Raw genomic sequence first — 23,436 nt, forward strand, 5'->3', positions numbered from 1 at the left:
AGTGCATGTATGCGGTCCAAATATGTTGGTGCCGGCCGCACTCTGACCACCACACCTGGCAGTACCGTGGAAAACCGGAGTTCAGATTTCGAGTTTTTGCCGATCCCGCGTCGGCGCAGATTCGGCTGTCCAGCGAAGACAGTGGGCGTTTGTGAGCCGTGTGTGATAAAATCTAATCTACGATGAAAGACATACTTACGTCTTCATCTTCGTGAATAACGAGCCGTCCGCGTTCTATAAGGGCACTCGCGATGCGATTCGAGGACGAAAATCGGTGTCGAAAATCGGTGTCAGTTCTATTTTCTGTCGAAAATCGGTGGACGGAAAAATGTGGAAAATCGGTGGACGGAAAAATGAACTGACACCGGTTTTCTCTGTCGAAAATCGGTGGACGGAAAAAAGAACTGACACCGGTTTTCCTTCGGACCGACGGGCGAGGAAGACGGAAAAAAGAACTGACACCGGTTTTCCTGACACCGGTTTTCCTCGAGCACAATCCCGAGAGTAGTGAGGCTTGGATCTACATCGCCATGATCCACCGTATGTCCCGCTACTGCATGCCGGAGCGCAATCGAGACGAGGACCTGCTCAGGCGACCTCCAAAACGCCTGAAAACATGATTTCTAGACGGCCTCTGAGCTTCCATGGCACGGTCATCTGTGCAACCGATACTTCGGTGGAAAAGCAGTATCTTTCCGAAATTTTCCCTTACTGTGGAGTGTTTCTGGGATATTATGTTCACTGAATTCACGAGTTCGGACGCCGGTAGAGCGGACGTTCTGCGCGTGTCGCGATGACGCGGAGAAGGAGCGGTACGATCGGGAGTGGGGCGACGAGGCCCGGGGTGGGTTGGAGGACGCGTCGCGGGTCATTGTTGGCGTCCGCTCCGCGCGAATGAATCGGTCGATCGGCGCTTTGGCCCATGCCGCATCGAGCCTTTACCCCCCACGGCTCCGGTCGGAACCTTGTATCGCACAACAGGAGAGCGTCACCATGTCTCATCCGACGCAACGTCCCGGGCGCCTGTTTGGTCTCGGATCGCGGTGGCCGAGTTCTGCGTCTCGGGACTCGCGACGACAGCGAAACAGCATCCCGCTTGAGGTGGCGCCGCTCGAATCCCGCTGCCTGCTGTCGGTCGACATGGCCGGTTTGCAGCGGTCGGGCATGATCGCGCATCGCATGGACGTGGCGGATCAGATCAGCGAGATCCGGAGCCTGGCCGCCGGGCCGGCCAAGAGGGCAGCGCTCAAGGCGCTCCTCGGCAGGGATACGGTGAAGGAGCCGTTCTACTGGTCGACCAGGAACGTCTCGATACTCAGGCATCCCTCGGGCGCGGCCGCGGTGGAGGTCTCGTATTGGAGTTCCGGGAGGAATCCCTGGGACGCGATTTATGGGTACAGCGGGTTCTCGCTGCAGGCGGGGGCGACATACGAGATCCAATACGGCGCGTCGCAGATCCTCACGGACAACAAGAATCGGACCTTCCGGATCAATCTCCAGGAGGCGGACGCGCCGTTCAAGTCGTTCTTCATGGACGATGCGGTGGGAGACGGCCGGGTTTATACGCAGAAGGTCACGATTCCGTACACGGTCCCGGATGCGTCGCTGCAGTTCCAGTTCGGCGGCGGCGGTCACCGGGAGTTCGTCTTCACGGCGTTCAGCATCCGTAAGGTCTGAGCGCGGCCGAGAAGGAGGCTGACGTTCCGGTCGAGTTTGTGGAACCCGGCGCGGTCTCAGCTTGCTCTATCTGACGAAATTCGGTGTCAGTTCTATTTCCTTGGACGAAATTCGGTGTCAGTTCTATTTCCTTGCGTCGTGACCGAGTTGGAAATTCGGTGTCAGTTCTATTTCCTTGCGTCGTGGAAATTCGGTGTCAGTTCTATTTCCTTGCGTCGTGACCGAGTTGGTGTGGACGAAATTCGGTGTCAGTTCTATTTCCTTGCGTCGTGACCGAGTTGGTGAGACGTTGAAGGCATGGGACGATCGCTCCGACTGGTGGAGGACGGCCTGGTCTATCACGCGATCAATCGCGGCAACAACCGCGACGTCGTCTTCCTGGACGACGACGATCATGCGGCGTTCCTCGACGCCCTGGGGCGGACGCAGGCGAAGTATCCGTTTCGGTTGTTCGGCTACTGCCTGATGTCGAACCACTTTCACCTCCTCCTGAGGCCGGAGGAGGGCGTCTCGATCAGTCGAGTGCTCCAGTCGCTGACCGTGACGCATACCTGGCGATATCACCGACGACGGCGGACGTCAGGGCATGTCTGGCAAGGTCGATTCAAGAGCCCCGTCGTGCAGGACGAGGGCCATCTACTGACCGTCCTCCGCTACATCGAGGCTAATCCGCTGCGTGCCGGGATGGTTGAGGATCCAACGACCTACCGCTGGTCGAGCGCCCCGGCCCACGCGACGGGCCTCGCCAACCCGCTGCTCGCGCCGTTCCCCGAGTGGGACGCCCTCGGACGCGACGAACGCTCGCGACAATCGGCCTGGCGTCGCAAGCTGCGCGGATCTCAGCCCGAGGCCGAGATCCTGGCGATCCGCACCTCGCTCCGTACCGGCCTCCCCTTCGGCGAACCGGAATGGGCCGACAGCCTCGCCGCCGCTCTCGGCCGAACGCCTCCCCGCCCTCGGGGTCGGCCGAGGAAGGCGGAGGAATGAATCGACGCCGAGTTTTGTGGATACCGAGACTTGTACTGGACCCCCGCGTCGCCTTCCATTGGAACCCAGAGTAGCCCCCGGCCGTCGCTCCCGCTCGACTCATGAGCGTGCCGCCATCCAGGTTCCCCGGGTCGAGGTTCTCAATCGCGGCGATCTCGCTTCCTCTTGACATCCGGGGCGAGTCGGGGCATCTTGCCGAGTGGCACCACGGACGAGCCTGAAACCGATTTCCTCGCCTCGTCCAGGTCGCATACGACCCCATCGCCGGCCCTCATGGAGGAGAACGCCGATGACGAGCCTCATGGAAAGCCCCGACCGAGTGGTCGCCTGCGTCGGGATGATGGCCCGAGACGCCCTTCGGCCTGATTCAGACCAGGCGCTGGACCGCTGTCTGGAGGACGTCGACCTCCTCCGCCGCGAGGAGCGCATCACGGACGCGCAACGGGAAGCTCTGCGGCTGATCCTGCTGGGGATCGGCCTGCACTCGGCCTGATCGAGAAGCCGGCGCCATCGACGAAGACGAGCACGCGGGAAGGACGGCGAGGTCGTGAAGGGAACGCGGATCGCGAGCGTCTCCGGGATCCGGGGATGGGTGGGAGACGGGCTCGACCCGGCCTCGGCGTTGGAGTTCGCGGCGGCCTACGCCGCCTGCTGCGGCCCCGGTCCAATCATCCTCAGCCACGACGGCCGCATCAGCGCGCCGGTCTTCGAGTCGGCCGTCGCTTCCGGGTTGGCCGGCTCCGGGCGTGAAGTCCTGAAGGTCGGGCCGACCGCCACGCCGACCGTGGGCTTCCTCGTCCGCGAACTTGGCGCGGCCGGGGGCGTGCAGATCTCGGCCTCGCACAACCCGCCCGAGTACAACGGCCTGAAATTCTTCCAGCCCGCCGGCATGGTCCTTGGCCCCGCCGAAGGCCGCGCCATGCTCGACCGCTGGACCCGCAAGGACTTCGCCTGGGCCCCGTTCGACGGCCTGGGACGCATTCGTTCCCTCGACGACCCCGACGAATCGCACCTGCAAAAGGTGCTGCAAATCGTCGACGTCGAGGCCATCCGCGCCCGAGGATTCACCGTGGCCCTCGACGCCTGCCATGGCGCGGGGGGGCGGATGGGTCGCGAACTTCTCCGCCGCCTGGGCTGCCGCGCGATCGTCCTGGGAGGCGAGCCCGACGGCCGCTACGACCACACGCCCGAGCCGACCGAGAAGAACCTGTCGGAGTTCGCCCGCGTCGTGCCGGCGATCGGCGCAGTCGTCGGCTTCGCTCAGGATCCCGACGCCGACCGTCTCGCCCTGATCGACGAGAAGGGGCGTTACATCGGCGAGGAGTTGACTCTGGCCCTGGCGGCGCTCCGGCGGCTGGAGCAGCAGCCGGGACCCGTCGTCCTCAACCTCTCGACCTCGATGACGACCGAGGCGCTGGCCCGCGATCGCGGCTGCCCCGTGCACCGAACGCCCGTCGGCGAGATCCACGTCGTCGGCGGCATGCTGGAGCATGGCGCGGTGCTCGGCGGCGAGGGGAACGGCGGCGTGATCGACCCTCGCGTCGGTCTGGTTCGCGACAGTTTCGTCGGCATGGCTGTGACGCTCGACCTGCTGGCCTCCGGGCCGGCTTCGAAGCCGCTTTCGGACTGGGTCGACGAGCTTCCCCGGTTCGCGATGGTCAAGGATCAATACCCCCTGCCCTCCGGGATGGGCCCGGCGGACGTCGCGGGCCTCTGGGACCAGATCGCCGCGCAACACTCAACGGCCCAGGCCGACCGTCGCGACGGCCTTCGGCTGTCGTGGGGCGATCGCTGGGTCCACGTCCGAGCCAGCAACACGGAGCCGATCGTCCGCGTGATCGCCGAGGCCCCGCAGGCCCCCGACGCCCACGCGATGGCCGAGGGCGTGGGGCGTCAAGTCAGCGGGGAAGGCCGCTCATGAGCGTCGAGGGCGACGTCTGGCCGATCTTCAACGAACCTCCGTCCGCGGCGTTCATCGACGTCGACGGCACTCTGCTCGCGGAGACGACGACGTACCTCTTCGCCCGGATCCTGATGCGCCGGGGTCTGCTGCGCCGCTCCACCCTGCTCCGCGCCCTCTACCACGGACTCCAGCACCGCTTCGGCCGGCTCGACTATGGGTCGTTGATCAACGTCGGCTTGAAGCACATCACGTCGATCCCAATGGTCGACCTGGAGCGGATCGCCTACGAGAACTTCGCCGAGCACGTTAAGCCGAGGCTCTATCCCGGGGTGGTCGACCACTTCAACGCCCTTCGCAAACGAGGGACGCCCCTGGTGCTGGTCTCGTCGTCGCCGGGGTTCGTCCTGGAACCTCTGCGGATCTTCCTGGGATGCGTCGATGCCCTGACGACAAAGGTCGTCGTCAGTCGCGGAAGGTTGGTCGGCGTCGGCAGCGGCCCCCCCTGCTACGGCGAGGGCAAACTCTTCTGGGCGGAAGAATGGGCCGCTCGCAACGGCCTCCCCATGGAACGCGCTGCGGCCTACGCCGACAACTGGAGCGACCGCTCGCTCCTGCAACACGTCGGCCGAGCGGTCGTCGTCCACCCGGGAAAGCGGCTGTCCAAGATGGCCCGCGAACTCGGCTGGGACGTCGTCCGCCCTTCGCGGCCGGCTCGGGGATCGTAGGGGGATCTGGCACGCCTCGCTGGATTCCGACGAGGCCAGGTCCTCCCCAGGGGGCAATGGCGACTCGGGGGAGAGGTAATTTTCATTAATGAATTCTGGCGAAGTCTCCGGTAAGGTGAGCGCCTGACGTCCGGAATCGTCCGGAGGATTACGGCCGCCCTCCTTCTGGAGGCATCACATGGAACGGCACCGACTCGGCAGTCAGGGCCTGATCGTCTCCCGGATCGGTCTCGGCTGCATGGGGATGAGCGACGCCTACGGGCCCGCCGACGACGGGGAGTCCGTCGCGACCATCCACCGGGCCCTGGATCTGGGGGTCAATCTCCTCGACACTTCGGACGCCTACGGCCCGTTCATCAATGAGGAACTCATCGGCAAGGCGATCCGCGATCGACGCGACGAGGTGAAGGTGGCCACGAAGTTCGGCTTCGTGGGCGGTACGGACGGCAAGGGAGGAGGGAGCATCGACGGCACCCCGAAGCACGTGCGCGAGGCCTGCGAGGGCTCGCTCCGGCGGCTCGGCGTCGACCACATCGACCTCCTCTACCAGCACCGCGTCGACCCGAACGTCGCCATCGAGGAGACCGTCGGCGCGATGGCGGAACTCGTACAGCAGGGGAAGGTCCTCTACCTGGGCCTGTGCGAGGCCTCGCCCGCGACGATCCGCCGGGCCCACGCGGTCCATCCGATCACGGCCCTGCAGACCGAGTACTCGCTGTGGAGTCGCGACCCCGAGGACGAACTGCTCCCCACCGTCCGGGAACTGGGGATCGGCTACGTCGCCTACAGCCCTCTCGGGCGCGGCTTCCTCACCGGCCAGTTACGACGCTTCGAGGACCTCCCGCCAGACGATTGGCGTCGCCATCGGCCGAGGTTCCAGGGCGAGAACTTCAACAAGAACCTTCAACTCGTGGACCGCGTGAAGGAGATCGCCGCGACGAAAGGCGTGACGCCGGCGCAACTGGCCCTGGCCTGGCTCCTGTACCAGGAAGGCGTCGTCCCGATCCCCGGCACGAAGCGGCGGAAGAACCTGGAAGAGAACGTCGCCGCGACCGAGATCACACTGACGAGCGAGGACCTGAAGCGGATCGACGAGGCTGCGCCCAAAGGCGCCGCCAGCGGGGAGCGTTACCAGGACATGTCCGGAGTGAACCTCTGACCGACCATTTCCTTCCGGCCGACGCCCAGCCTCCCGGAGGATCTCATGAGCCGCACGGCTTCCCCTGATCGGCTGCCTGAGCCGTCCTCGCGCTCGGCCTCCGCGCTGAACCTGATCGGTGGGACCTGGGTCGAAGGTCGCGGGGACGTGAGTCGCGATATCTACAACCCTGCAGATACAGCCGAGATGTTGGCCCCCGTGCGCGAGGCCTCGCCTGATCAGGTGGACGAGGCGTGCGCTGCCGCTGCTCGAGCATTCCCCGGCTGGCGAGCCACGCCGGCGCCGGATCGGGCGCACGTCCTGTTCAAGTTCCGGGATCTGCTGGAGAAGAACTTCGCGGACCTGGCGCACAGCATCGTCCGCGAGAACGGCAAGCTGCTGGGCGAGGCGCGCGGTTCGCTTCGTCGCGGGCTCGACGTCGTCGACTTCGCCTGCGGCATTCCCTCGCAGATGATGGGGCAGACCCTGTCCGACGTCTCGCGGGACGTTGATTGCCTGACCTTCCGCGAGCCCATGGGCGTGGTGGTGGGCATTCCTCCCTTCAATTTTCCGGCCCTGATTCCACTGTGGATGATGTCGGTCGCCGTCGCCTGCGGAAACACGTTCATCCTCAAGCCCGCCGAGAAGGCGCCGCTCACCGGCACAAAACTTGTAGAAATGTTCACTGACGCCGGACTGCCGCCGGGCGTCGTCGGCGTGGTCCAGGGGAGCAAGGGCGTCAGCGAGCGTCTCATCGCCGACCCGCACGTCCAGGCGGTCTCCTTCGTCGGCACGTCGGCCGTGGCGGAGTCGGTCTATCGCATCGCAGGGGCCCACGGCAAGCGGGTTCAGGCGCACGGCGGGGCGAAGAATCATCTGATCGTCCTGCCGGACGTCGACACGGAGCGGATCCTGCACGAACTGATCGGATCGTGCTTCGGCTCCGCGGGCCAGCGCTGCCTGGCCGGGAGCGTGCTGGTGTTGGTCGGCGACCGGGCGCGGCAGGACGCCGTCGCCGACGCCTTCATCCGCGCGGCGAGCCAACTCAGGCTGGGGGACGGCCTGGACGATGCCGCGACTCTCTGCCCCGTGGTGAACGCGCGAGAGGAAAAGCGGATCCGGGCCGCGATCGACCGCGGCGTGGTGGAAGGAGTCCCGCTACGCCTCGACGGCCGTTCCCAGACCGCGCCCGACCGGCCGCGCGGCTGCTTCATCGGGCCGACGGTCTTCGACGATGTGACGCCGGAGATGTTCATCGGCCGAGAGGAGATCTTCGGCCCGGTGGTGAGCCTGATGCGCGCCCCCGACCTGGACGCGGCGATCACCTTGGCGAACCGCAGCCGATACGGCAACACGGCCTGCCTCTTCACGCAATCGGGCGCGGCGGCCCGCACCTTTCGCGAACGAATCCAGGCCGGGATGCTCGGCCTCAACGTCGGCGTGCCTGCGCCGATGGGGTTCTTCCCGTTCGGCGGCTGGAAAGACTCGATCTACGGCTATCACAACACGCAGGGCGCCGACGCCGTCGCCTTCTACACACGCAAGAAAGTCGTCACCGAACGCTGGTTGGGCGCCGAGGGGCCGAAGGAGGGGTGGGTCTGACCGCCCTCATCCGCAGGCCTGGCGCCCGCCAACAGGACTCCCCTCCCCTCGCCGACATGCGCAACAGATCTCCCGATGCCTCGCGGACGGCTGCGGCGACGAGCGATCAAGAGTTCCGAGTTCTCAGCCGTGAGTTCTGAGCGGGGGGAGCCGTCTCGTCGAACTCGCCTGGAATTCGCATCTCGGCGTGCGGCGATCTCGTTGAAAGAGCGAGTTCCGGTCGGTCGTGTTGCGCTGGTCGGATGGGGCGAGGCCCCGGTGGGGCGGCTTTTCCTCGGATCCACTCGGTGAGTGGGGACCACTCTATTACTTGGAGCGGCCTAATTCATCCGCGCGCGGCGAATGGCCAAGACGCGGATGAATTGGGTGGGAGGCGGGTCGGGGGGACTGTGGGTAGACGCACTCCTCGATTGACGCGGCCGGGATCCGACCGACTCCGTTTCCGGGATGCGCTACGAGTTCGGGGGCGGTATGGGAGCTCTGCACAACCTTCGCCGATCGCAGCGCTACGCGGGCGTAGCCATCACGCCGACGGGCGTCTCTTTCTGCCATGCTGACCATCGAGGTGTCTCGTGGACTTGGACGCTCCTCGATCAACGCCGCCAGAATCCTCAATCCAGAAATGGCTTCCGGCGGATGCTCGTGATGTTGAGCGCGGAGTGTCTTCAAAATTGGTCAATCGAAGCCAAACGTCGAGAACCTCTGCTTGATCGCAACCTGCGACAGATTCGATGTTTGCGAAGTTGTGGCGGTGTCGGCGGCGGGAGCGATCAAAGCCAATCAGAGCCAGCGATTCGGTCGGCGCGGGGTGGGGGAGAAGCGAGGATCGACGGTGAGTTGAGGGCAGACCGTCGCCGTCGAGTCGGCTGCTTGGGAGAGGGGGGTTGTTCCGTTGGTCGGCGGGCTGGCTACTTTCGTAATGCAGAGAGGACCGAGTCGTGCAGGCTTCCGGTGGGCGCTGCGGACGACCAAAGACACTCCTCGCTTAACTCCACCGAAGAAGGACGGATCGGGGTGCCAGGGCCACGCTTGCGTGGTGATGCCAAGGGCGAAGGTCACGCACTCGCCGGCGGCGGTTCATGGCCACGCAAGCGTGGCCATGGCACCCGATTCCAACCCTCAATCCAGAAATGGTTTTCGGCGGATGGCAGTGGTATTGAGCGAGGAGCGTCCGAGAAAATGGGCGATCGAAGCCAATTTCAGGGGCGGTCGTGGACGCGTAAGGATCTATCTGTAAATAGGTTGCGGGCTGTGGTCGGCGTTTGCGAGGCCGACGATCGAAGCCAAGCAAAGCCGCCGGGAGGGGCAGGCGCGGGATGGGTAGGCGTGGATGGGAAGATGTTAGCAGCCCGGGGAGTAATGGCCTGGGAATGCCCTGACTTCGGCTTGACCGAGCTGGATGGGGGGGCTACAGTCCCGCCGATCGTGGGTCCAGACTGGACCCGAGACGTCGGCGTCACAGGGATGTGGGTCGACGGTCCCATCGTTCGCGGTCCTCGCGCTCTCGTTCATCTCTTCGAGAGCGCCCCGGGGGTTCTCCCCGTTGCGGAAGAGCAAGGAGGCAGGTCCATGCGTCGGACAGTCCCCAGGCGGTCCTGGGCGGTGGGAGCATTGGTCGCGGTCACGGCGCTGGGGTTGGGCCGAGCCGTCATCGGCGCCGGCCCGTTGCCCACGGCCGCGTCGAAGAAGGCCAAGGCTCAGGACAAGGCCGCACCCAAGATCGAGGAGGCGGTCGGCGACCTGGCCTACGTCTTCGAGAACGGCGAGACGACCGTCGAGGGGGTCGGGCTCGTCTCGAACCTCGACGGCACCGGCGGCGACGCGCCGCCCTCGTGGCAACGCGAGCAGCTCGTCGACGACATGAACAAGGCGGGCATCGATCACCCGAGCAAGCTGCTCGAAAGCAAGCAGTACGCAATGGTGATCGTCCGCATGAAGATCCCGACCGGTGGCTCCCCGCGCGACCGGTTCGACGTGGATCTGGAACTGCCTCCGGCAAGCTCGGTCAAGAGCCTGGCCGGCGGCTACCTGATGTTCACCCGTCTTCGCGAAGTCCTGCACACCGGCGGCGGCCCCAAGCAGGGCACGGACCTGGCGACCGCCATCGGCCCGGTGATGATCGGCGACGCCAAGGACCCGAACAACCCCAAGGCGGGCCGGGTGCTGGGCGGGGGCCGGGTCAAGAAGGAACACCCCTTCAAGCTGATCCTGAAGGACGACCGCCGCTTCATCCGCAACGCCAAGATGGTTGAGTCCGTCGTCAACGAGCGGTTCCACCAGAACGAGCACGGGCAACAAAAAGGCGCGAGCACGGCCAAGACCGACACCTTCCTTGAGCTGCGTGTGCCGGCGGTCTACCACCAGAACCAGCAGCGATACTTCCGCGTCGTGCAGCTTCTGCCGATGGTGGACACCCCCCAACTACGCGAGCAACGGCTCAAGGCGACGGCCGCCGAGCTCCTCGATCCCAAGACGTCCGGTATGGCCGCGCTCAAGCTGGAGTGCTTCGGTCCCAGCGCCGCCCCCGCGCTGGAGGCGGGATTGAAGAGCGAGGACGCCCACGTCCGGTTCTTCTCGGCCGAGGCCCTGGCCTACCTGGATCAGTCCAGCGGGGTCGAGACCCTGGGCAAGACAGCCATCGAGCTGAAGCAGTACCGGGCCTACGCCCTGGCCGCGTTGGCAGCGATGGAGGACCCCGCGGCGCGGGCGAAGCTCCGTCATCTGATGGACGAGCCGGACATCGAAGTCCGCTACGGGGCCTTCAACGCCCTGCGGACCCTCGACCCGACCGACGCCATGCTGGGGCAAGTCCGGATCCTCGACGAGCCTCCCCGCGATGAGATGGAGGAGGACAACGGGGGCGACGGGATGACCGCGCTGATCCAGAGCCGACGCGCTCGACCCGACGATCCCTTCTCGCTCTACATGGTTGAATCCGACGGAGCGCCCGTGATCCACGTGTCGAGGAGCCGTCGGTCGGAGATCGTCCTCTTCGGGCGAGCCCAGAACATTCTCCCGCCGCTGGTGCTGGGAGAGGGGGACATCCTCCTGAACGCAGCCGACCACGACGACGGCGTGGACATCTCCAAGATCGTCCCCAGCCGGTTCGGCTCGGAAATGAAGGTCCGCAGCTCGCTGGATCTGGGCGACGTCATCCGCCAGGTCGCCCGACTGGGCGCCACCTACCCGGAGGTCGTGGCGATCCTCGAAGCCGCCGAACGGCAGAAAAATCTCCCCGGAGCCCTCTTCGTCGACTCGGTGCCGAAGGCCAACATGCAATATTTGTCCAAGGCGCTGATGGGCAAGGATGAGATGCCCAAGGCCGACTCGGAGGTCAAACCAGCCTCCGGCTCGTTCATTCGCCGGATGTTCACCCGGGGCCGTGGGGATTCCGAGCCGACCAAGACGGCCGATAAGTCGGCCCAAAAAAGCAGTTCAAAGGACGACGACGTCGCTTCTGATGCCGACGGCGACAAAATTTCCGCTAAAAAAGACGACGCCTTGAAGCGGACTTCCGGTGAGTCGGCAGAGGCTTCCGAGAGCGAGGGCGACCGACGTCCCCGGCTGCTCGACGTCTTTCGTCGCCGCAACGATTGACATGACGCCATAAGGCTTTACGTCGAGGCGACGGTCGCCGTCGCCTCGACGTAGGCTCCCCCCGCAGTGAACATCCCCCGCCAGCCCTTTCATCCCTAACCGCCGTTGCGATTCCTCCATTCGGGGCAACTGCTCTCCGCCCCATCTAAAGTCGCAGGCCGCGCGGTTCGAATATTAGTCGTGACGGTCAGGTCCGCTACGGCAAGGAAGCGAGCGAGACGCCCTTGAAGGACGCGGGCTGGAGCCGACCTACGATCTGGAAGGATCGCAAGGGCTCTCGGTCTTTATCGATGACGGGGAATCGGGCCGCCGAAGCCTTCGCCCACGATGGGAAGGGCGGCTCACAACTCGGAGACAGACTCTCGGAAACTTGAGTCTGGAAACGGGTTGTAGGAACGCCGCTTCCCGGGGCGATAAAGAACGGGGGAAGGGTCGGAGCGATTGGATGGGTTCTGAAGCGTCCGGCGGCCGCCCCACGACGGGAGGCCGGCGCGACGACGACGAGCCCCCCGCCGCGAGCCGACGTGGTTCCCATCCGGAGGGAGGAGGAAGCCTCCGTGGCCTCGCACCCAACAGGGCGAGTGGAGTCCTCGAGATGAAGAAGGTGTTTACAACCGGCCAGGTCGCGAAGATTTGCAAGGTCGCGCCTCGGACCGTAAGCAAGTGGTTCGATTCGGGCCGCCTGCGTGGATATAGAATTCCCGGCTCTCAGGATCGCCGGATTCCGCGGGAACACCTCCTGCGGTTCCTCAAGGAGCATGGAATGCCCTTGGGCGATCTCGAGGCCGAGGTCTACAATAAGATCCTGGTCGTCGGGGCCGACGCTCCGCTCCAGGCCGTTCTCCGGGATCACCTCCGCGAGGGGGACGACTTCCGGATCGAAACCGCCGCGTCGGGATTTGAAGCCGGCATCCGCGCCGAAAGCTTCCACCCCGATTGCATCATTATTGACATGGCCCTGGGTCGTATCGAGGCCGGGCAGATCGCGCAGAACCTGCGCAAGAGCCCCGACCATCAATCGACGATCCTCCTGGCGCTGACCAGCGACGAACCCGGCGAGGAGACCTTCTCGCTCGGCTTCAACGACGGCTTCAAGAAGCCGTTCGACGGGGCCCTCCTCGCCGAGCGGATCCGTCGGCTTATCTCGCAGAAGAAGTCGGAAGAGCCTTGATCCGGTCGCGGGCCGTCGCGCGTCGTCTCGAGGACCCGCCGCCGATCCGCCCCGACCCTTAAGCGAGACGCCGGTCCTCCGGCCGATCGAGCCCGGCTGCCCGCTGCTTCGACCTTTCCCCAAGGGTCGAAGCAGCGGGCGGCCCGGGCTCGTCGGCTTTCCCCCTGGAATCAAACCAACGGCCCGCCGTACCATGGGGCCCGCTCGTTCGATCCGATTCCCCGAGGCCGTTCCCACATGCCCGATCCACCGGCACGGGGCCTTTCCCGCCACCGCCGCCTCGGCCTCGTCGCGGGCCTCGTCGCCGCGACGGTCACGATCGCCACGCTGCAAGGGCCGGGGCTCACCATCGACGAACCGCTCGACGTCCGACCGGGACGCGACTACGTCACCCTGCTCTTTCGCACGGGTCTGCGGTTCTTCGAGCGGTCGAACGTCGACGGCCTCTTTCGCGACAACGCCGAGCATCCCCCCCTCGGCCGCTGGCTGCTGGGGATCGCTTCGCACACGTTTGGGCCGTTTCAGGCCTGGCTGTTGGGGCCTGACCCGACGGGGCTCTACGTGGTCGCGGGCCGCGTCGCGCCGGCCCTTTGCTTCGCTCTGCTCGTTGGACTGATCGCCGCCGAGGCCGCCCGCCGCTGGGGGACTGTCGCCGGGGTTGCCTCGGCGTGGGCGCTCCTGACGATGCCTCGCGTCTTCGCCCACGCCCATCTGGCAGCGCTCGACACGTTCATGAGCCTCTTCTGGACCCTTGCGCTGTTGACCGCGGCGCGAGCCGTCGACTCGCGGCGGCCCATTCTCCTGATGCTCGTTGCGGGCCTCACCTGGGGGCTGGCTCTCCTGACGAAGATCCACGCCTGGTTCCTGCCGCCCCTTGTCTTGGCCTGGGCTCTCGTCCGACTGCGTCCAACTCGGGCGGTCGTCGCGGTCGCCGGCTGGCTTGTGGTTGGAATCGTGACGTTCGTGGCGGGATGGCCCTGGCTCTGGTACGACACGGCGTCGCGCTGGGCCGCGTTCTGGGGAACGGGAGTTCAACGGACCTCGATCCGGGTCGAGTATTTCGGCCGGATCTGGACCGACCGCGAACTCCCCTGGCATTACCCGTGGTTCTACTTCGCCGTGACGGTCCCGGTGTTGTTCCAGGTTCTAGGAATCGGGGGGCTGATTCGAGCCTGGCGAAATCGTCGCGAGGAGCCGTTCCCGCTCTTGCTGGCCGCCTCGATCCTGCTGTTTCTCGTCCTCTTCTCCACCCGAGCGCCCGTGTACGACGGCGAGCGGTTGTTCCTGCTGGCGTTCCCAGCCTGGGCGATGCTCGCCGGCCTCGGTTTCCAGCAGGTGTGGGAGCGATGGGGGGCCTCGACCATGGCCCGTCGCCTGCTCACCCTACTGATGATCTGCCAGGCTTTCGGGACGATTTCCATGCACCCGTTCGGCCTCAGCTATTACAACCTGCTCGTCGGCGGGCTGGCTGGAGCGGAGCGACTGGGACTGGAACCGACCTACTGGGGGGACGCCGTCGACCGGGTCCTGCTCGACGATCTCGCAAAACGGATCCAGCCGGGGGAGGTCGTCGCCCTGGTCCCGACGCTCTTCCCCGGCCAGGGGGTCGTCACCACGACGAACCGCCTGGTGCGCAAGGACGTCGTGATCCAGGATGAGTCGGAAGTCTCGCGAGCCGACTGGGTGCTAATCTCCCGCCGTCGGGCGTACTGGCCGGCTGCTCTGGTGCAACGACTGGAGGACGGCTCGGGCCGGATGGTGGCCTCTCGCTCCCGCCAGGGCGTCTGGCTGGGGGCGCTCTGGCACTTCCCCAAACGACCCAACTCCTCTCCCTGAAACGATGTCGAGCACGTCGGTCGTCGCCGTGAAAGATTCGCGAAGGGGAGATCTAGCCCGCGACGGGCTGATTCGTAAAATACGTTTAGAACGAATTGAACGAAATCTCGAGGGCTGAATGGGAGACTTGAGCCATTACGACGACCAGGGGGCCAGCCGGATGGTCGATGTATCGGCCAAGGCTCCTTCCCTGCGCGTTGCTAGGGCGAGCGGTCTGGTTCGGATGGCTGAGTCGACGTTGCGCTTGATCCTTGATCGTGGCGCGTCGAAAGGGGACGTCTTGGAGACGGCCCGGCTGGCTGGCATCATGGGGGCGAAGCGCACCGGCGATTTGATTCCGCTTTGCCACCCGATCGGTCTGGACTCGGTCCAGGTCGACCTGACGCCACGGCCGCCGGACGTCGTCGAGATTTCGGCGACGGCCAAGGTCCATGGCCGGACGGGGGTCGAGATGGAGGCGATGACTGCGGTCAGCGTCGCCGCTTTGACGATCTACGATATGTGCAAGGCGGTAGACCGCGGCATGACGATCGAGCGGATCCGGCTGGAGGAGAAGGCCGGCGGCGTTCGGGGCGAGTTCAGGCGAGACGGATCGGATTGAGAGCAGCGGAGCGGAGACGGGCATGAGCATACCTACGGGGCTGAAGGCGGAAGAGAGCCGGAAGACGCTGACGCGCCTGTTCGCGCCGATCCAGGCCGGGCTGGCGGACGCCGACCGGATCTTCCAGGAGGAGCTGCAAAGCCGGTTCCCGTTCGTGCAAGCCCTCGTGGAGCACTGCGGCGACTACCAGGGGAAGCGGCTGCGCCCCGCTCTGGTCCTGCTGGCCGGCGGCGCCAGCGGGGGGATCGTCCACGCGCACCCCGTGCTGGCCGCGGTGGTTGAGATGATCCACACCGCGACCCTCGTTCACGACGACGTCCTCGACGAGTCCATGGTTCGCCGCCACGCGGCCACCGTGAACGCCGAGTGGGGGAACGAGTCGGCCGTTATGCTGGGCGACTACCTCTTCTCGCACGCCTATCACCTGGCTGCCTCGCTGGAATCGACCCTCGCCTGCCGCTGGATCGGCAAGGCGACCCATGAGGTCTGCGAAGGCGAGATGCAGCAGATCCACCATCGCGGCAATCTCGACCTCGACGAGGTCTCTTACTTTCAGATCATCGCCGGCAAGACAGCCGCCCTGACGGCGGTCTCCAGCCGGCTTGGAGCTCACTACGCCGGGGCCGACGCCGCCGTCGTCGACGCGATGGAGGCCTACGGCTACCACGTCGGGATGGCCTTTCAGATCGCCGACGACGTTCTGGACATCTGGGGCGACGAACGCGCGACAGGCAAGAGCCTGGGAACTGATCTCGAGAAGCAGAAGCTCACCCTGCCTCTGATCCGCCTTCTGGAAATCGGCGAGCCGTCCGTCGTCGAGTTGACTCGCCGGCTTCTCACGGAAGCTCGCGCCGAGTCGCGCCGCCGTCTCCAACCGCTGCTGGAGGAGTCGGGCGCGCTGGACTACGCCTGGTCCAGGGCCCGCTGGCACGTCGACCAGGCCATCGCGACGCTGGACGTCGTTGGTCCTTCCGAGTTCAAGGACGTCCTCGCCGAAATGGCCGGTTACGTCGTCCGCCGCTCCGCCTGACCCACCCCAAACCTTCCCGTTTACGCGATTGATCGGCCCACGCTCGCGTCGATCCTTGCAAGGTCGGAATCTTGTCCGAGTGCCTCGACGGCCTGTCTCAGGCTCGTTCGAGGCTCCTTTTTCATGCCGTTGGCGGATATTGGAGAGCCGTTCCTTCAGTCCCCGCCCTGTCTGTGAATTATTTGGGGCTTTTTCGATTGCAAGGCGGCTTTCGAGAGCTATGATGAGGCTGAAGGCTCTATGTTTGGGGATGCGGGAACTTGTTGTCCCATCCTCAGGAGACCGCGGCACCCTTGGCCGAGGTTGCATGTTTTAGGCCTTCGAATCGCCCTCCGTCTGGTACAAACGTCGTCCGATTCTCAATCTGGCGTCTGCGTATTTGTCGGATTTCTTTTAAGTTTAGGATCCATAATCCCCCCTATCGGGGAGAAGTCGATCACCGCGTCATGGAACTCAAGCAGAAGCTCCAGATGCTGATGAAGAGTCGCAACCTCAACGGTCAGCGGCTGGCGAGGCTCTCCAAGGTGAGCGACTCGGAGATCTCGCGGATCCTTCAAGGGAAGTCGCGACCGGGGCTCGACAACGCCCTTCGACTGGCGCAGGCCGTGGGAGTCTCCCTCGACTACCTCGCCGACGACCGGATCGATGTGGAGCCCTCGCAGGCTGAAGACGCGCTGACGGCCGAGGATCAGAAGATCCTGGGTCTCTGCAAGAAGATCGGCCATGAGGAAGCTCTGGACATCATGAAGGCCGTTCAGAGGATGGGCTACGAAGTCGCCATGGCGCGGCTCCTCGGAATCGCCGGACGACCCGTGATCGAACGCGACGACCAGATTGGTGAGCCCCGCCCCACAGCGCTCTCCTCGAACGCTCCTCGCCCAACCGCAAGCGCCTGACGCTTTCCGTCGCGTTCTCGTTCGATTCGTAAGTCGATGAGCCGAACCAGGCTGGAGCTCGCTGATCTCGTGGCGAATTCTCATGGGCTGAGTACAACCCAGCCCATGGGGCAATCTGCAGCACGGCCGACTACGGGGAAAGGTCACGGAGGCCGTCGCAGAGCGAGTCGGCCCCCGTTGGATAGCCGTTAGAACTGCTTGCGTTGGCGGCTCGAGGGGATCATCAGCGCCTGGCGGTACTTGGTGACCGTTCGACGGGCGACCTTCACGCCGTGGCGACCCATCTCATCGACGATGTCCTCGTCGGAGAGCGGGCTCGACTTGTCCTCCTTGGCGACGACCTCAAGCAGCTTCTGCTTGATGGTGTCCCAGGCGATTTCCTCGCCGTCGGCGGTGACTGTGCCGCCGCCGAAGAATCGCTTCAGGGGGAAGATGCCTCGCGGGGTCTGAACCCACTTGTCGTCGACCGCCCGGCTGACCGTCGTGACGTGGACGCCCACGCGGTCGGCGATCTGCTGCATCTTGAGGGGCTCGATGAATTCCGGCCCCTTGTCCAGGAACGGCTTCTGGTGCTCGATGATCGCGCGGGCGACCTTCAGGAGCGTGTTTCGGCGCTGCTCGATCGACTCGATCAACCAGCGGGCCGACTGGATTCGCTTCTGGATGAACTCCTTGGCGGCCGGATCGGTCCCCTTGTTTCGAAGCTGCTTCTGGTAGTACCGCGAGATCGACAGGTTGGGAGTATGCTCGTCGACGAGGCGGACGTCGTAACCGCCGTTCTCGCTGGGCTCGACGATCAGGTCGGGGACGACGTACTGCGTGTTTTCGCTCAGGTTGAACGACGACCCGGGCCGGGGGTTAAGCCGGCGGAGGTGCTCGATCGCTTCCTTGATCGTCTCCATCGACAGCCCCGTCTTCTTCTCGATGGCGGGGAGCCGGTTGTGCTGAAGGTCGTCGATATGGTGGGCGATCAAAGTTCGCAGGACGTCGTAGAACGGGATCTCCGGCGTCAGTTGCAGCAGCAGGCATTCCCTCAGGTCGCGGGCGCCGACCCCAGGTGGATCCAGACGCTGAACCATCCGCAGAGCTTCTTCAGCCTGCTCGATGGTGACGTCGTGGCCGAAATCGCGGGCGATGTCGTGCAGAGTGACGTTTTTCGGGAGATACCCGTTGTCGTCGAGGTTGTAGATGATGTACTCGGCCAACTCGCGGACCAGGGGATCCGAGTCGAAGAAGCCGAGCTGCTCGGTGAGGCTGTCGTGAAACGAGCGGGGCCGCGACGCCATGTTCTGCATCGCGTCAAGCTTGCGGTCCCCTTCTTCGCTGAGCGCGGCGCGGCTGCGACGGGGGCCTTCGTCGTAAAGCTCACTCCAGTTCTCATCGAGGTTGATGAGGCTGTCGAACTCGTTCGGTTCGGGCTCAGTGGGCTCGGCGGCGGCCGGGCCGGCCGTTTCCTCACCGTCCTCGCCCGGCGTGGCGGACTCGCGGAGGTCGACCAGGACCGGGTTCTCACTCAGCTCCTGCTCGATCCGCTCCTGCAACGCCATGATCGGCAACTGGAGGATTTCCATCGACTGGATCATTCGAGGTGCCATGCGGAGGCGCATCTCGGTTCGCATCTGCTGAGACGTATCAAGACGCATGATCCATTCCCCAGTGCCGACGGATGCCGCGAGGGCTGGGACGGCGAGCTTTCATACCAGCCGCCCTCGAAGTCGACGAGTACTCTAGCAAGTATTATGCCATGGGTTTCCGCCGTTCAAGCCCTCACCTCGTAGGAACCGACGGAATGCCGCCGCCGATCGCGACAAGAGACTTGTAAGATGTTGGTGCCAAGGGGTTTGGGATCGGTCAGAACGGAGATCGACCAGCGATGGCGTCCGCCAACATGTCGCGGCTGGCGAACTCCAGGGTGCTTCCAGACGCCAGACCGCGAGCGAGTCGCGTAATGCGGACCGGTTCGTCTTGCAATCGCTGCGCGATGTACAGCGCGGTGCCGTCCCCTTCCAGATTCGGGTTCGTCGCCATGATCAACTCGCGGACGCCCTCCTCGCGAACGCGAGCCTCCAGGGCGGTGACGGTCAACTGGTCAGGACCCATTCCCTGCAGCGGCGCGAGCCGGCCGAGCAGGACGTGATACACGCCCGGAAACGAGGACGATTTCTCGATCGCCAGCAGGTCGCGCGATTGCTCGACGACGCAGACCAGTGAATGGTCTCGTCGTTCGTCGCGGCAGATGGTGCAGAGCGGCTGATCGACCTCCGTGAGGTGGAAGCAGCGTTCGCAGTGTCGGACCTGTTCCTTGGCTGTTCGGATCGCCTCGGCCAGTTCAAGGGCCTCTTCCGCGGGGCATTTCAGGATGTGGTGAGCCAGCCGTTCGGCCGACTTCGCTCCGATGCCCGGCAAGCGCCCCAGGGTGGTGGTCAGACGCTCCAACGCCGCACCGTAGCCTGCCATGTCAGGAGCCTCCGCCGTCGGGCGGGAAGAAGCCGGGAGGGATGCCCCCCGCGAGTGAAGAGAACGACTGAGCGGCGTTTTCGCGGATCTTCACCATCGCGGCGTTCACCGCCGCCGCCGTCAGGTCTTCCAGCAGTTCCACGTCGCCGTCGGCGACCAGCTTGGGGTCGATCCGAATCGACGTGATCTCCATTCGGCCGTTGACCTTGGCCGTTACGGCACCGCCGCCGGCCTCGCCCTGCGCCTCGATCTTTCCCAGGGCTTCAGCGGCCTTGGCCATGGATTCGCGGATCTTCCCCGCGTTCTTCATCAGGTCGGCGAGATCACCGATTTTGCCGAACATCTTGGCGCGTCCCCCTGCTCGAAACCCTGAAAGTCCCCATCTGGAACCGCTTTTCCGCGACTCCCCATGATAAAGACTATTATCGCAGGTCAGTGGACTAATGTCGAGTTTTTACTCGCCGTCGGGCCGGGCTTCCGGTTCGAAGTGCGTGACGCGGGCTTCGAAGAGTTCGACGACCTTTTGAACGAGGGGGTCGCCGGCGAGTTGATCGACGCGGGCAGGTCCGGAATCGGCTGTTTCCGGCTGCGGCGAAACGGATTGCGACGCGTCGTAGCGAACGGTCACCGGCCGTTGGAGAAGCCACTGGAGACATTCGGCGATGCGACGACGAGCCTCGTCGGTCCCACAGGGGTCGACGACCTTGTTCTGCCCCGGCGTCGGCGCGATGATCAGAATGTCGGGTTCGTCGACGCCGAGAATCTGGGCCTGGCTCAGGCGCCAGGAGAGACTGCCCCCGACCTTCTTGAGGAGGTCCGGCCAGACCTGCTGGACGATCTCCACCTCGAGCGGCGGAAGCCCCTCGTTTCGGCGCGTCTGCTCTGGCGCAAGTCGCTGTTCTACGGCCGCTTGCGGCCGTTGGGGTGGCTCGGGCAGTGGGGGTGCCGTTCGGACGGGTTCGACGGGTGCTACGAAATTCGCGGGTTTGCCGATGCCCGTTTCGAGGCTCGCGATCGAATCCGCCTGCGAGAGCTTCTTCTTGACGCTGGTTGCTGAAGTCCTGGGCGGTGGTGTCGCGCCAGTCTCCAGGGCGCGGAGACGCTGGACGACCTCTCCGATTTCATCCAGGTTTTCGAGCCGTGCGACTCGGACGAGTGCCAGTTCGGCGAGCAGTCTACCGTGGGCGACGCCTCTCATTCGGGCTCGCGCCTCGGCGAGGATCTGAAGAGCAGCCAGAACCGCATCGGTCGACCAGCCCTCGACGGCCGCGTTGAGTCGAGGCTTCTGGCGCGGGGCGACGGTAAGGGTCAATGCGTCGGCGCCGATCGTGAGGACCATGGCGTCGCGGAGAAAGTCGATCGTGCCGGCGAGAAGTTCCGTCGGTTGGACCCCTTCGGAGGCGGCCTGGTCGAGCAGCGTCAGGGCGGCGGCTGAGTCGTGGCTTGCGAGGGCCTCGATCATGCCGATCAGGCGCTCGTCGCTGGCCGTGCCGAGGAGGCCGTGGACGACGTCGGGAGTGAGTTTGGGGCTTCCCGACGAGAGCATCCGCTCCAGCAGCGACTGGGCGTCGCGCATCGATCCCCCAGCGCGTCGGCCGACGATCTGGAGAGCCTCCGCGTCGGCCTCGACGTGCTCGCGGTCACAGATCGCCTTGAGTGTTTCGACGATCGCCTCCGGCGAGATGCCCGCGAAGTCGTATCGCTGGCACCTCGAGAGGACGGTGATCGGGATCTTGTTCGCCTCGGTGGTGGCGAAGAAGAATTTGACGTGCGGTGGAGGTTCCTCCAGCGTCTTCAACAGGGCGTTGAACGCCCCGGTCGAGAGCATGTGGACCTCGTCGATGTAGTAGATCTTGAACCGCGATCGGCTGGGACGGAGCGAGACGTTCTGACGCAACTCGCGGACCTGCTCCACGCCGTTGTTGCTGGCACCGTCGATCTCGATCACGTCAACGTCCTGGCCGATCGAGATCGCCTGGCAGATGTCGCAAACCTGGCAGGGCTCCTCAGTTGGGCCGTTGACGCAGTTCAGGCACTTGGCGAAGATCCGGGCCATCGACGTCTTGCCGACGCCCCGGGTTCCGCAGAAGAGATACGCCTGCGCCAGGCGGTTCAGCCGGATGGCGTTGCGAAGGGCCTGGACGACATGGTCCTGGCCGACGACGTCCTCGAACCGTTGGGGACGGTAGCGACGGGCGACGACTGTGTAGGCGTCGGAGCTGGAACCCGATCGCGCCGCTGTTCCGTCGAGCTCGGCTCGCTGTTTCGACGCAGGACCTTGCGACACGAGCCGGCGCTCCCTCGTGGTCGAGGCGCCGGCCGGGCGTCCTGCCTCGGTCGTGGCGGCCTCGGTTCGGTTCCTTCCGATCGTCGCGCCCGACTTGCGGGGGCCTGGGAGAGCCGGGGAGGTTCTCCCGCGCACATGAGGGTGATGCTTATGGCTGCTGCGTTCCCGCCCTGACCAGGTTCACAAGCCCCCATTGCCCGGGTCCCCCCCGGCTCACCCGGACCCCCGCCGCGGACGGTGTCAGGTGAACACGCATTGTCGAGGATCCGATCGCCGGGTGCAAGGCCAACACCCGGCCGATCAGCGACGAACAGCGGGACCAGGCGGATTTTGCGGTCTCAGGCGGTCTTCTTACGCGTCGCCGCCAGGGCGAGAATCCCGTAAGCGGTGACGAGGTTGGCGTCGCCTTCCATGAAGCCGTCAGTCGGGTTGACCCACTCGCCGTTGGGGCCCTGACGCTTGGCCAGCGCGGTGGTCAGGTCGGCCCGCCAGTCGTGCTTCACGCCGGCGGAGTCCTCGAACTGGTCGGCGCCCAGCAGAGAGAGGGTCTTGGCGAACGCCTGGTAGTAGTAGTAGAGCCCGCGCTGGCCGAGGCCCGGATTCTCCTCGACCGAGTAGTTCTTCTTGAGGTAGGCCAAAGCCGCCTTGGCGCGGGGGTCTTCGAGAGTGAGGCCGGCGTAGATCAGACTCTTAAGGCCGGCGTAGGTCATCGAGGCGTAGGAACGGAGGCCGCCGTTGCTCTCATCCGGGCCGGCGACGCTCGTGCCGCCGTTGGCCGGCGTGTAGATGAAGCCGCCGTCGTTGATCTTCTTGGCCCAGGGCTGGTCGTTGAATTCGGAGTTCAGGTTCTGACATCGCGACAGAAAGACCAGGGCCTTCTGGAATGCTGGGTCGCTCGAAGGGACGCCGGTGTCGTGGAGGGCCTCGAGTGCGAACGTGGTGTTCGAGAGGTCGGGTCGGTTGCTGCGGCCGCCGTAGCCTGAGCCGCCGTAGAACGGGTCGGCCGGGGTCTTCCCCTCCTTCTCGTCCCACTGCTTGTCCTTGAGGAACTCCTGCGAGCCCTTGATGAGGGCGTTGTAACGGCCGTCGGTGTTGGCCTGATGGAAGGCCATGAGCGAAACGGCCGTGGAGTAAACGGCGTGCGCGGCGTCGGGGAGGCCGCCCTCGGGCTTCACGAACGTCTCCAGGTAGGCCAGCCCCTTGGCGACCGTCGGATCGGTCGGTCCGGCCATTCCCGACCGCAGGAGAGCCGTCACCGCCAGAGCCGTGATGCCGGGCTCCTTGCGGTCGGCCGACCAAACGCCGCCCGTGTCCTGACGCGATCGCAGGAACTGAACGGCCTTGGCGACTTGAGCCTCCGCCGAAGCCCTGGGCGCTTCTTGTCCGGCCGCTCGACCGGTGAAGACGCCGGAGACGGCCCCCAACGCCAACGCGCCGGCCGAGTTTTCAAGGAAGGTACGACGGGTAGGCTTTCTCATGGGAAGAATCTCGCTTGACCGAGGCGGCTACGATTGTTCGGGGTCCTCATC

General features: G+C 65.1%; 18 protein-coding genes and 1 other RNA gene. 13 read left to right on the plus strand and 6 right to left on the minus strand.

The features are described from left to right. Positions 1-1,101: 1,101 nt before the first annotated feature. The 13 genes from G5C50_RS29700 (at position 1,102) to G5C50_RS29760 (ending at position 17,163) form a co-directional block, all read left to right on the plus strand. A complete protein-coding gene (locus G5C50_RS29700) occupies positions 1,102-1,677 on the plus strand; it encodes a hypothetical protein (protein WP_206107913.1) in 576 nt (191 codons plus the stop codon). A gap of 297 nt (positions 1,678-1,974) precedes the next feature. Beyond that, a complete protein-coding gene (locus G5C50_RS29705; RefSeq protein ID WP_165075057.1) occupies positions 1,975-2,664 on the plus strand; it encodes an REP-associated tyrosine transposase in 690 nt (229 codons plus the stop codon). Between the two features lie 289 nt (positions 2,665-2,953). Then, a complete protein-coding gene (locus G5C50_RS29710; RefSeq protein WP_165075060.1) occupies positions 2,954-3,157 on the plus strand; it encodes a hypothetical protein in 204 nt (67 codons plus the stop codon). Between the two features lie 54 nt (positions 3,158-3,211). Then, a complete protein-coding gene (gene glmM / locus G5C50_RS29715; RefSeq protein ID WP_165075063.1) occupies positions 3,212-4,585 on the plus strand; it encodes a phosphoglucosamine mutase in 1,374 nt (457 codons plus the stop codon). Then, positions 4,582-5,292: an HAD family hydrolase gene (locus G5C50_RS29720; protein WP_165075066.1), complete on the plus strand. Its 711-nt coding sequence runs from the start codon at positions 4,582-4,584 to the stop codon at positions 5,290-5,292. Before glmM ends, G5C50_RS29720 begins: the two co-directional genes overlap by 4 nt. Positions 5,293-5,470: 178 nt before the next feature. Then, positions 5,471-6,451 carry an aldo/keto reductase gene (locus G5C50_RS29725; protein WP_165075069.1) on the plus strand — a complete coding sequence of 327 codons (981 nt, stop codon included), beginning with the start codon at positions 5,471-5,473 and terminating at the stop codon, positions 6,449-6,451. Between the two features lie 45 nt (positions 6,452-6,496). Next, positions 6,497-8,032 (plus strand): CoA-acylating methylmalonate-semialdehyde dehydrogenase, encoded by a 1,536-nt coding sequence (locus G5C50_RS29730; protein WP_165075072.1) that lies wholly within the window; start codon positions 6,497-6,499, stop codon positions 8,030-8,032. Positions 8,033-9,601: 1,569 nt separating this feature from the next. Then, entirely contained in the window at positions 9,602-11,629 is a 2,028-nt protein-coding gene (locus G5C50_RS29735; protein ID WP_165075075.1) for a flagellar basal body P-ring protein FlgI, read from the plus strand. A gap of 595 nt (positions 11,630-12,224) precedes the next feature. Next, positions 12,225-12,800, plus strand: a complete 576-nt coding sequence (locus G5C50_RS29740) for a helix-turn-helix domain-containing protein (protein WP_165075080.1) — start codon at positions 12,225-12,227, stop codon at positions 12,798-12,800. Between the two features lie 237 nt (positions 12,801-13,037). Beyond that, positions 13,038-14,636, plus strand: coding sequence for a glycosyltransferase family 39 protein (locus tag G5C50_RS29745; RefSeq protein WP_165075083.1), 1,599 nt, complete (start codon positions 13,038-13,040; stop codon positions 14,634-14,636). 118 nt (positions 14,637-14,754) lie between these two features. Further along, positions 14,755-15,237 (plus strand): cyclic pyranopterin monophosphate synthase MoaC, encoded by a 483-nt coding sequence (gene moaC / locus G5C50_RS29750; protein ID WP_165075086.1) that lies wholly within the window; start codon positions 14,755-14,757, stop codon positions 15,235-15,237. Between the two features lie 22 nt (positions 15,238-15,259). Next, the gene (locus G5C50_RS29755; protein WP_165075089.1) at positions 15,260-16,267 is read left to right on the plus strand and encodes a polyprenyl synthetase family protein; all 1,008 of its coding nucleotides are present in this window, start codon (positions 15,260-15,262) and stop codon (positions 16,265-16,267) included. A 446-nt stretch (positions 16,268-16,713) separates the two neighbouring features. Beyond that, the gene (locus G5C50_RS29760; protein ID WP_165075092.1) at positions 16,714-17,163 is read left to right on the plus strand and encodes a helix-turn-helix domain-containing protein; all 450 of its coding nucleotides are present in this window, start codon (positions 16,714-16,716) and stop codon (positions 17,161-17,163) included. 188 nt (positions 17,164-17,351) lie between these two features. Here G5C50_RS29760 and rpoN read toward each other — a convergent pair whose 3' ends face one another. The 6 genes from rpoN to G5C50_RS29790 all read right to left on the minus strand — a co-directional run bounded on the left by rpoN (position 17,352) and on the right by G5C50_RS29790 (position 23,385). Then, positions 17,352-18,806: an RNA polymerase factor sigma-54 gene (gene rpoN, locus G5C50_RS29765; RefSeq protein WP_165075095.1), complete on the minus strand. Its 1,455-nt coding sequence runs from the start codon at positions 18,804-18,806 to the stop codon at positions 17,352-17,354. Between the two features lie 208 nt (positions 18,807-19,014). Next, on the minus strand, positions 19,015-19,620 hold the full coding sequence (recR, locus tag G5C50_RS29770; protein ID WP_165075098.1) for a recombination mediator RecR: 606 nt from the start codon (positions 19,618-19,620) through the stop codon (positions 19,015-19,017). 1 nt (position 19,621) lies between these two features. Then, positions 19,622-19,963, minus strand: coding sequence for a YbaB/EbfC family nucleoid-associated protein (locus tag G5C50_RS29775; RefSeq protein WP_165075101.1), 342 nt, complete (start codon positions 19,961-19,963; stop codon positions 19,622-19,624). Between the two features lie 111 nt (positions 19,964-20,074). Then, on the minus strand, positions 20,075-21,907 hold the full coding sequence (dnaX, locus tag G5C50_RS29780) for a DNA polymerase III subunit gamma/tau (protein WP_165075104.1): 1,833 nt from the start codon (positions 21,905-21,907) through the stop codon (positions 20,075-20,077). A gap of 112 nt (positions 21,908-22,019) precedes the next feature. After that, an RNA gene (gene ffs, locus G5C50_RS29785) (signal recognition particle sRNA small type) lies at positions 22,020-22,117 on the minus strand. 128 nt (positions 22,118-22,245) lie between these two features. Beyond that, entirely contained in the window at positions 22,246-23,385 is a 1,140-nt protein-coding gene (locus G5C50_RS29790) for a prenyltransferase/squalene oxidase repeat-containing protein (RefSeq protein WP_206107914.1), read from the minus strand. Positions 23,386-23,436: the final 51 nt, after the last annotated feature.

Source organism: Paludisphaera rhizosphaerae, assembly GCF_011065895.1.
Taxonomy (GTDB): Bacteria; Planctomycetota; Planctomycetia; order Isosphaerales; family Isosphaeraceae; genus Paludisphaera; species Paludisphaera rhizosphaerae.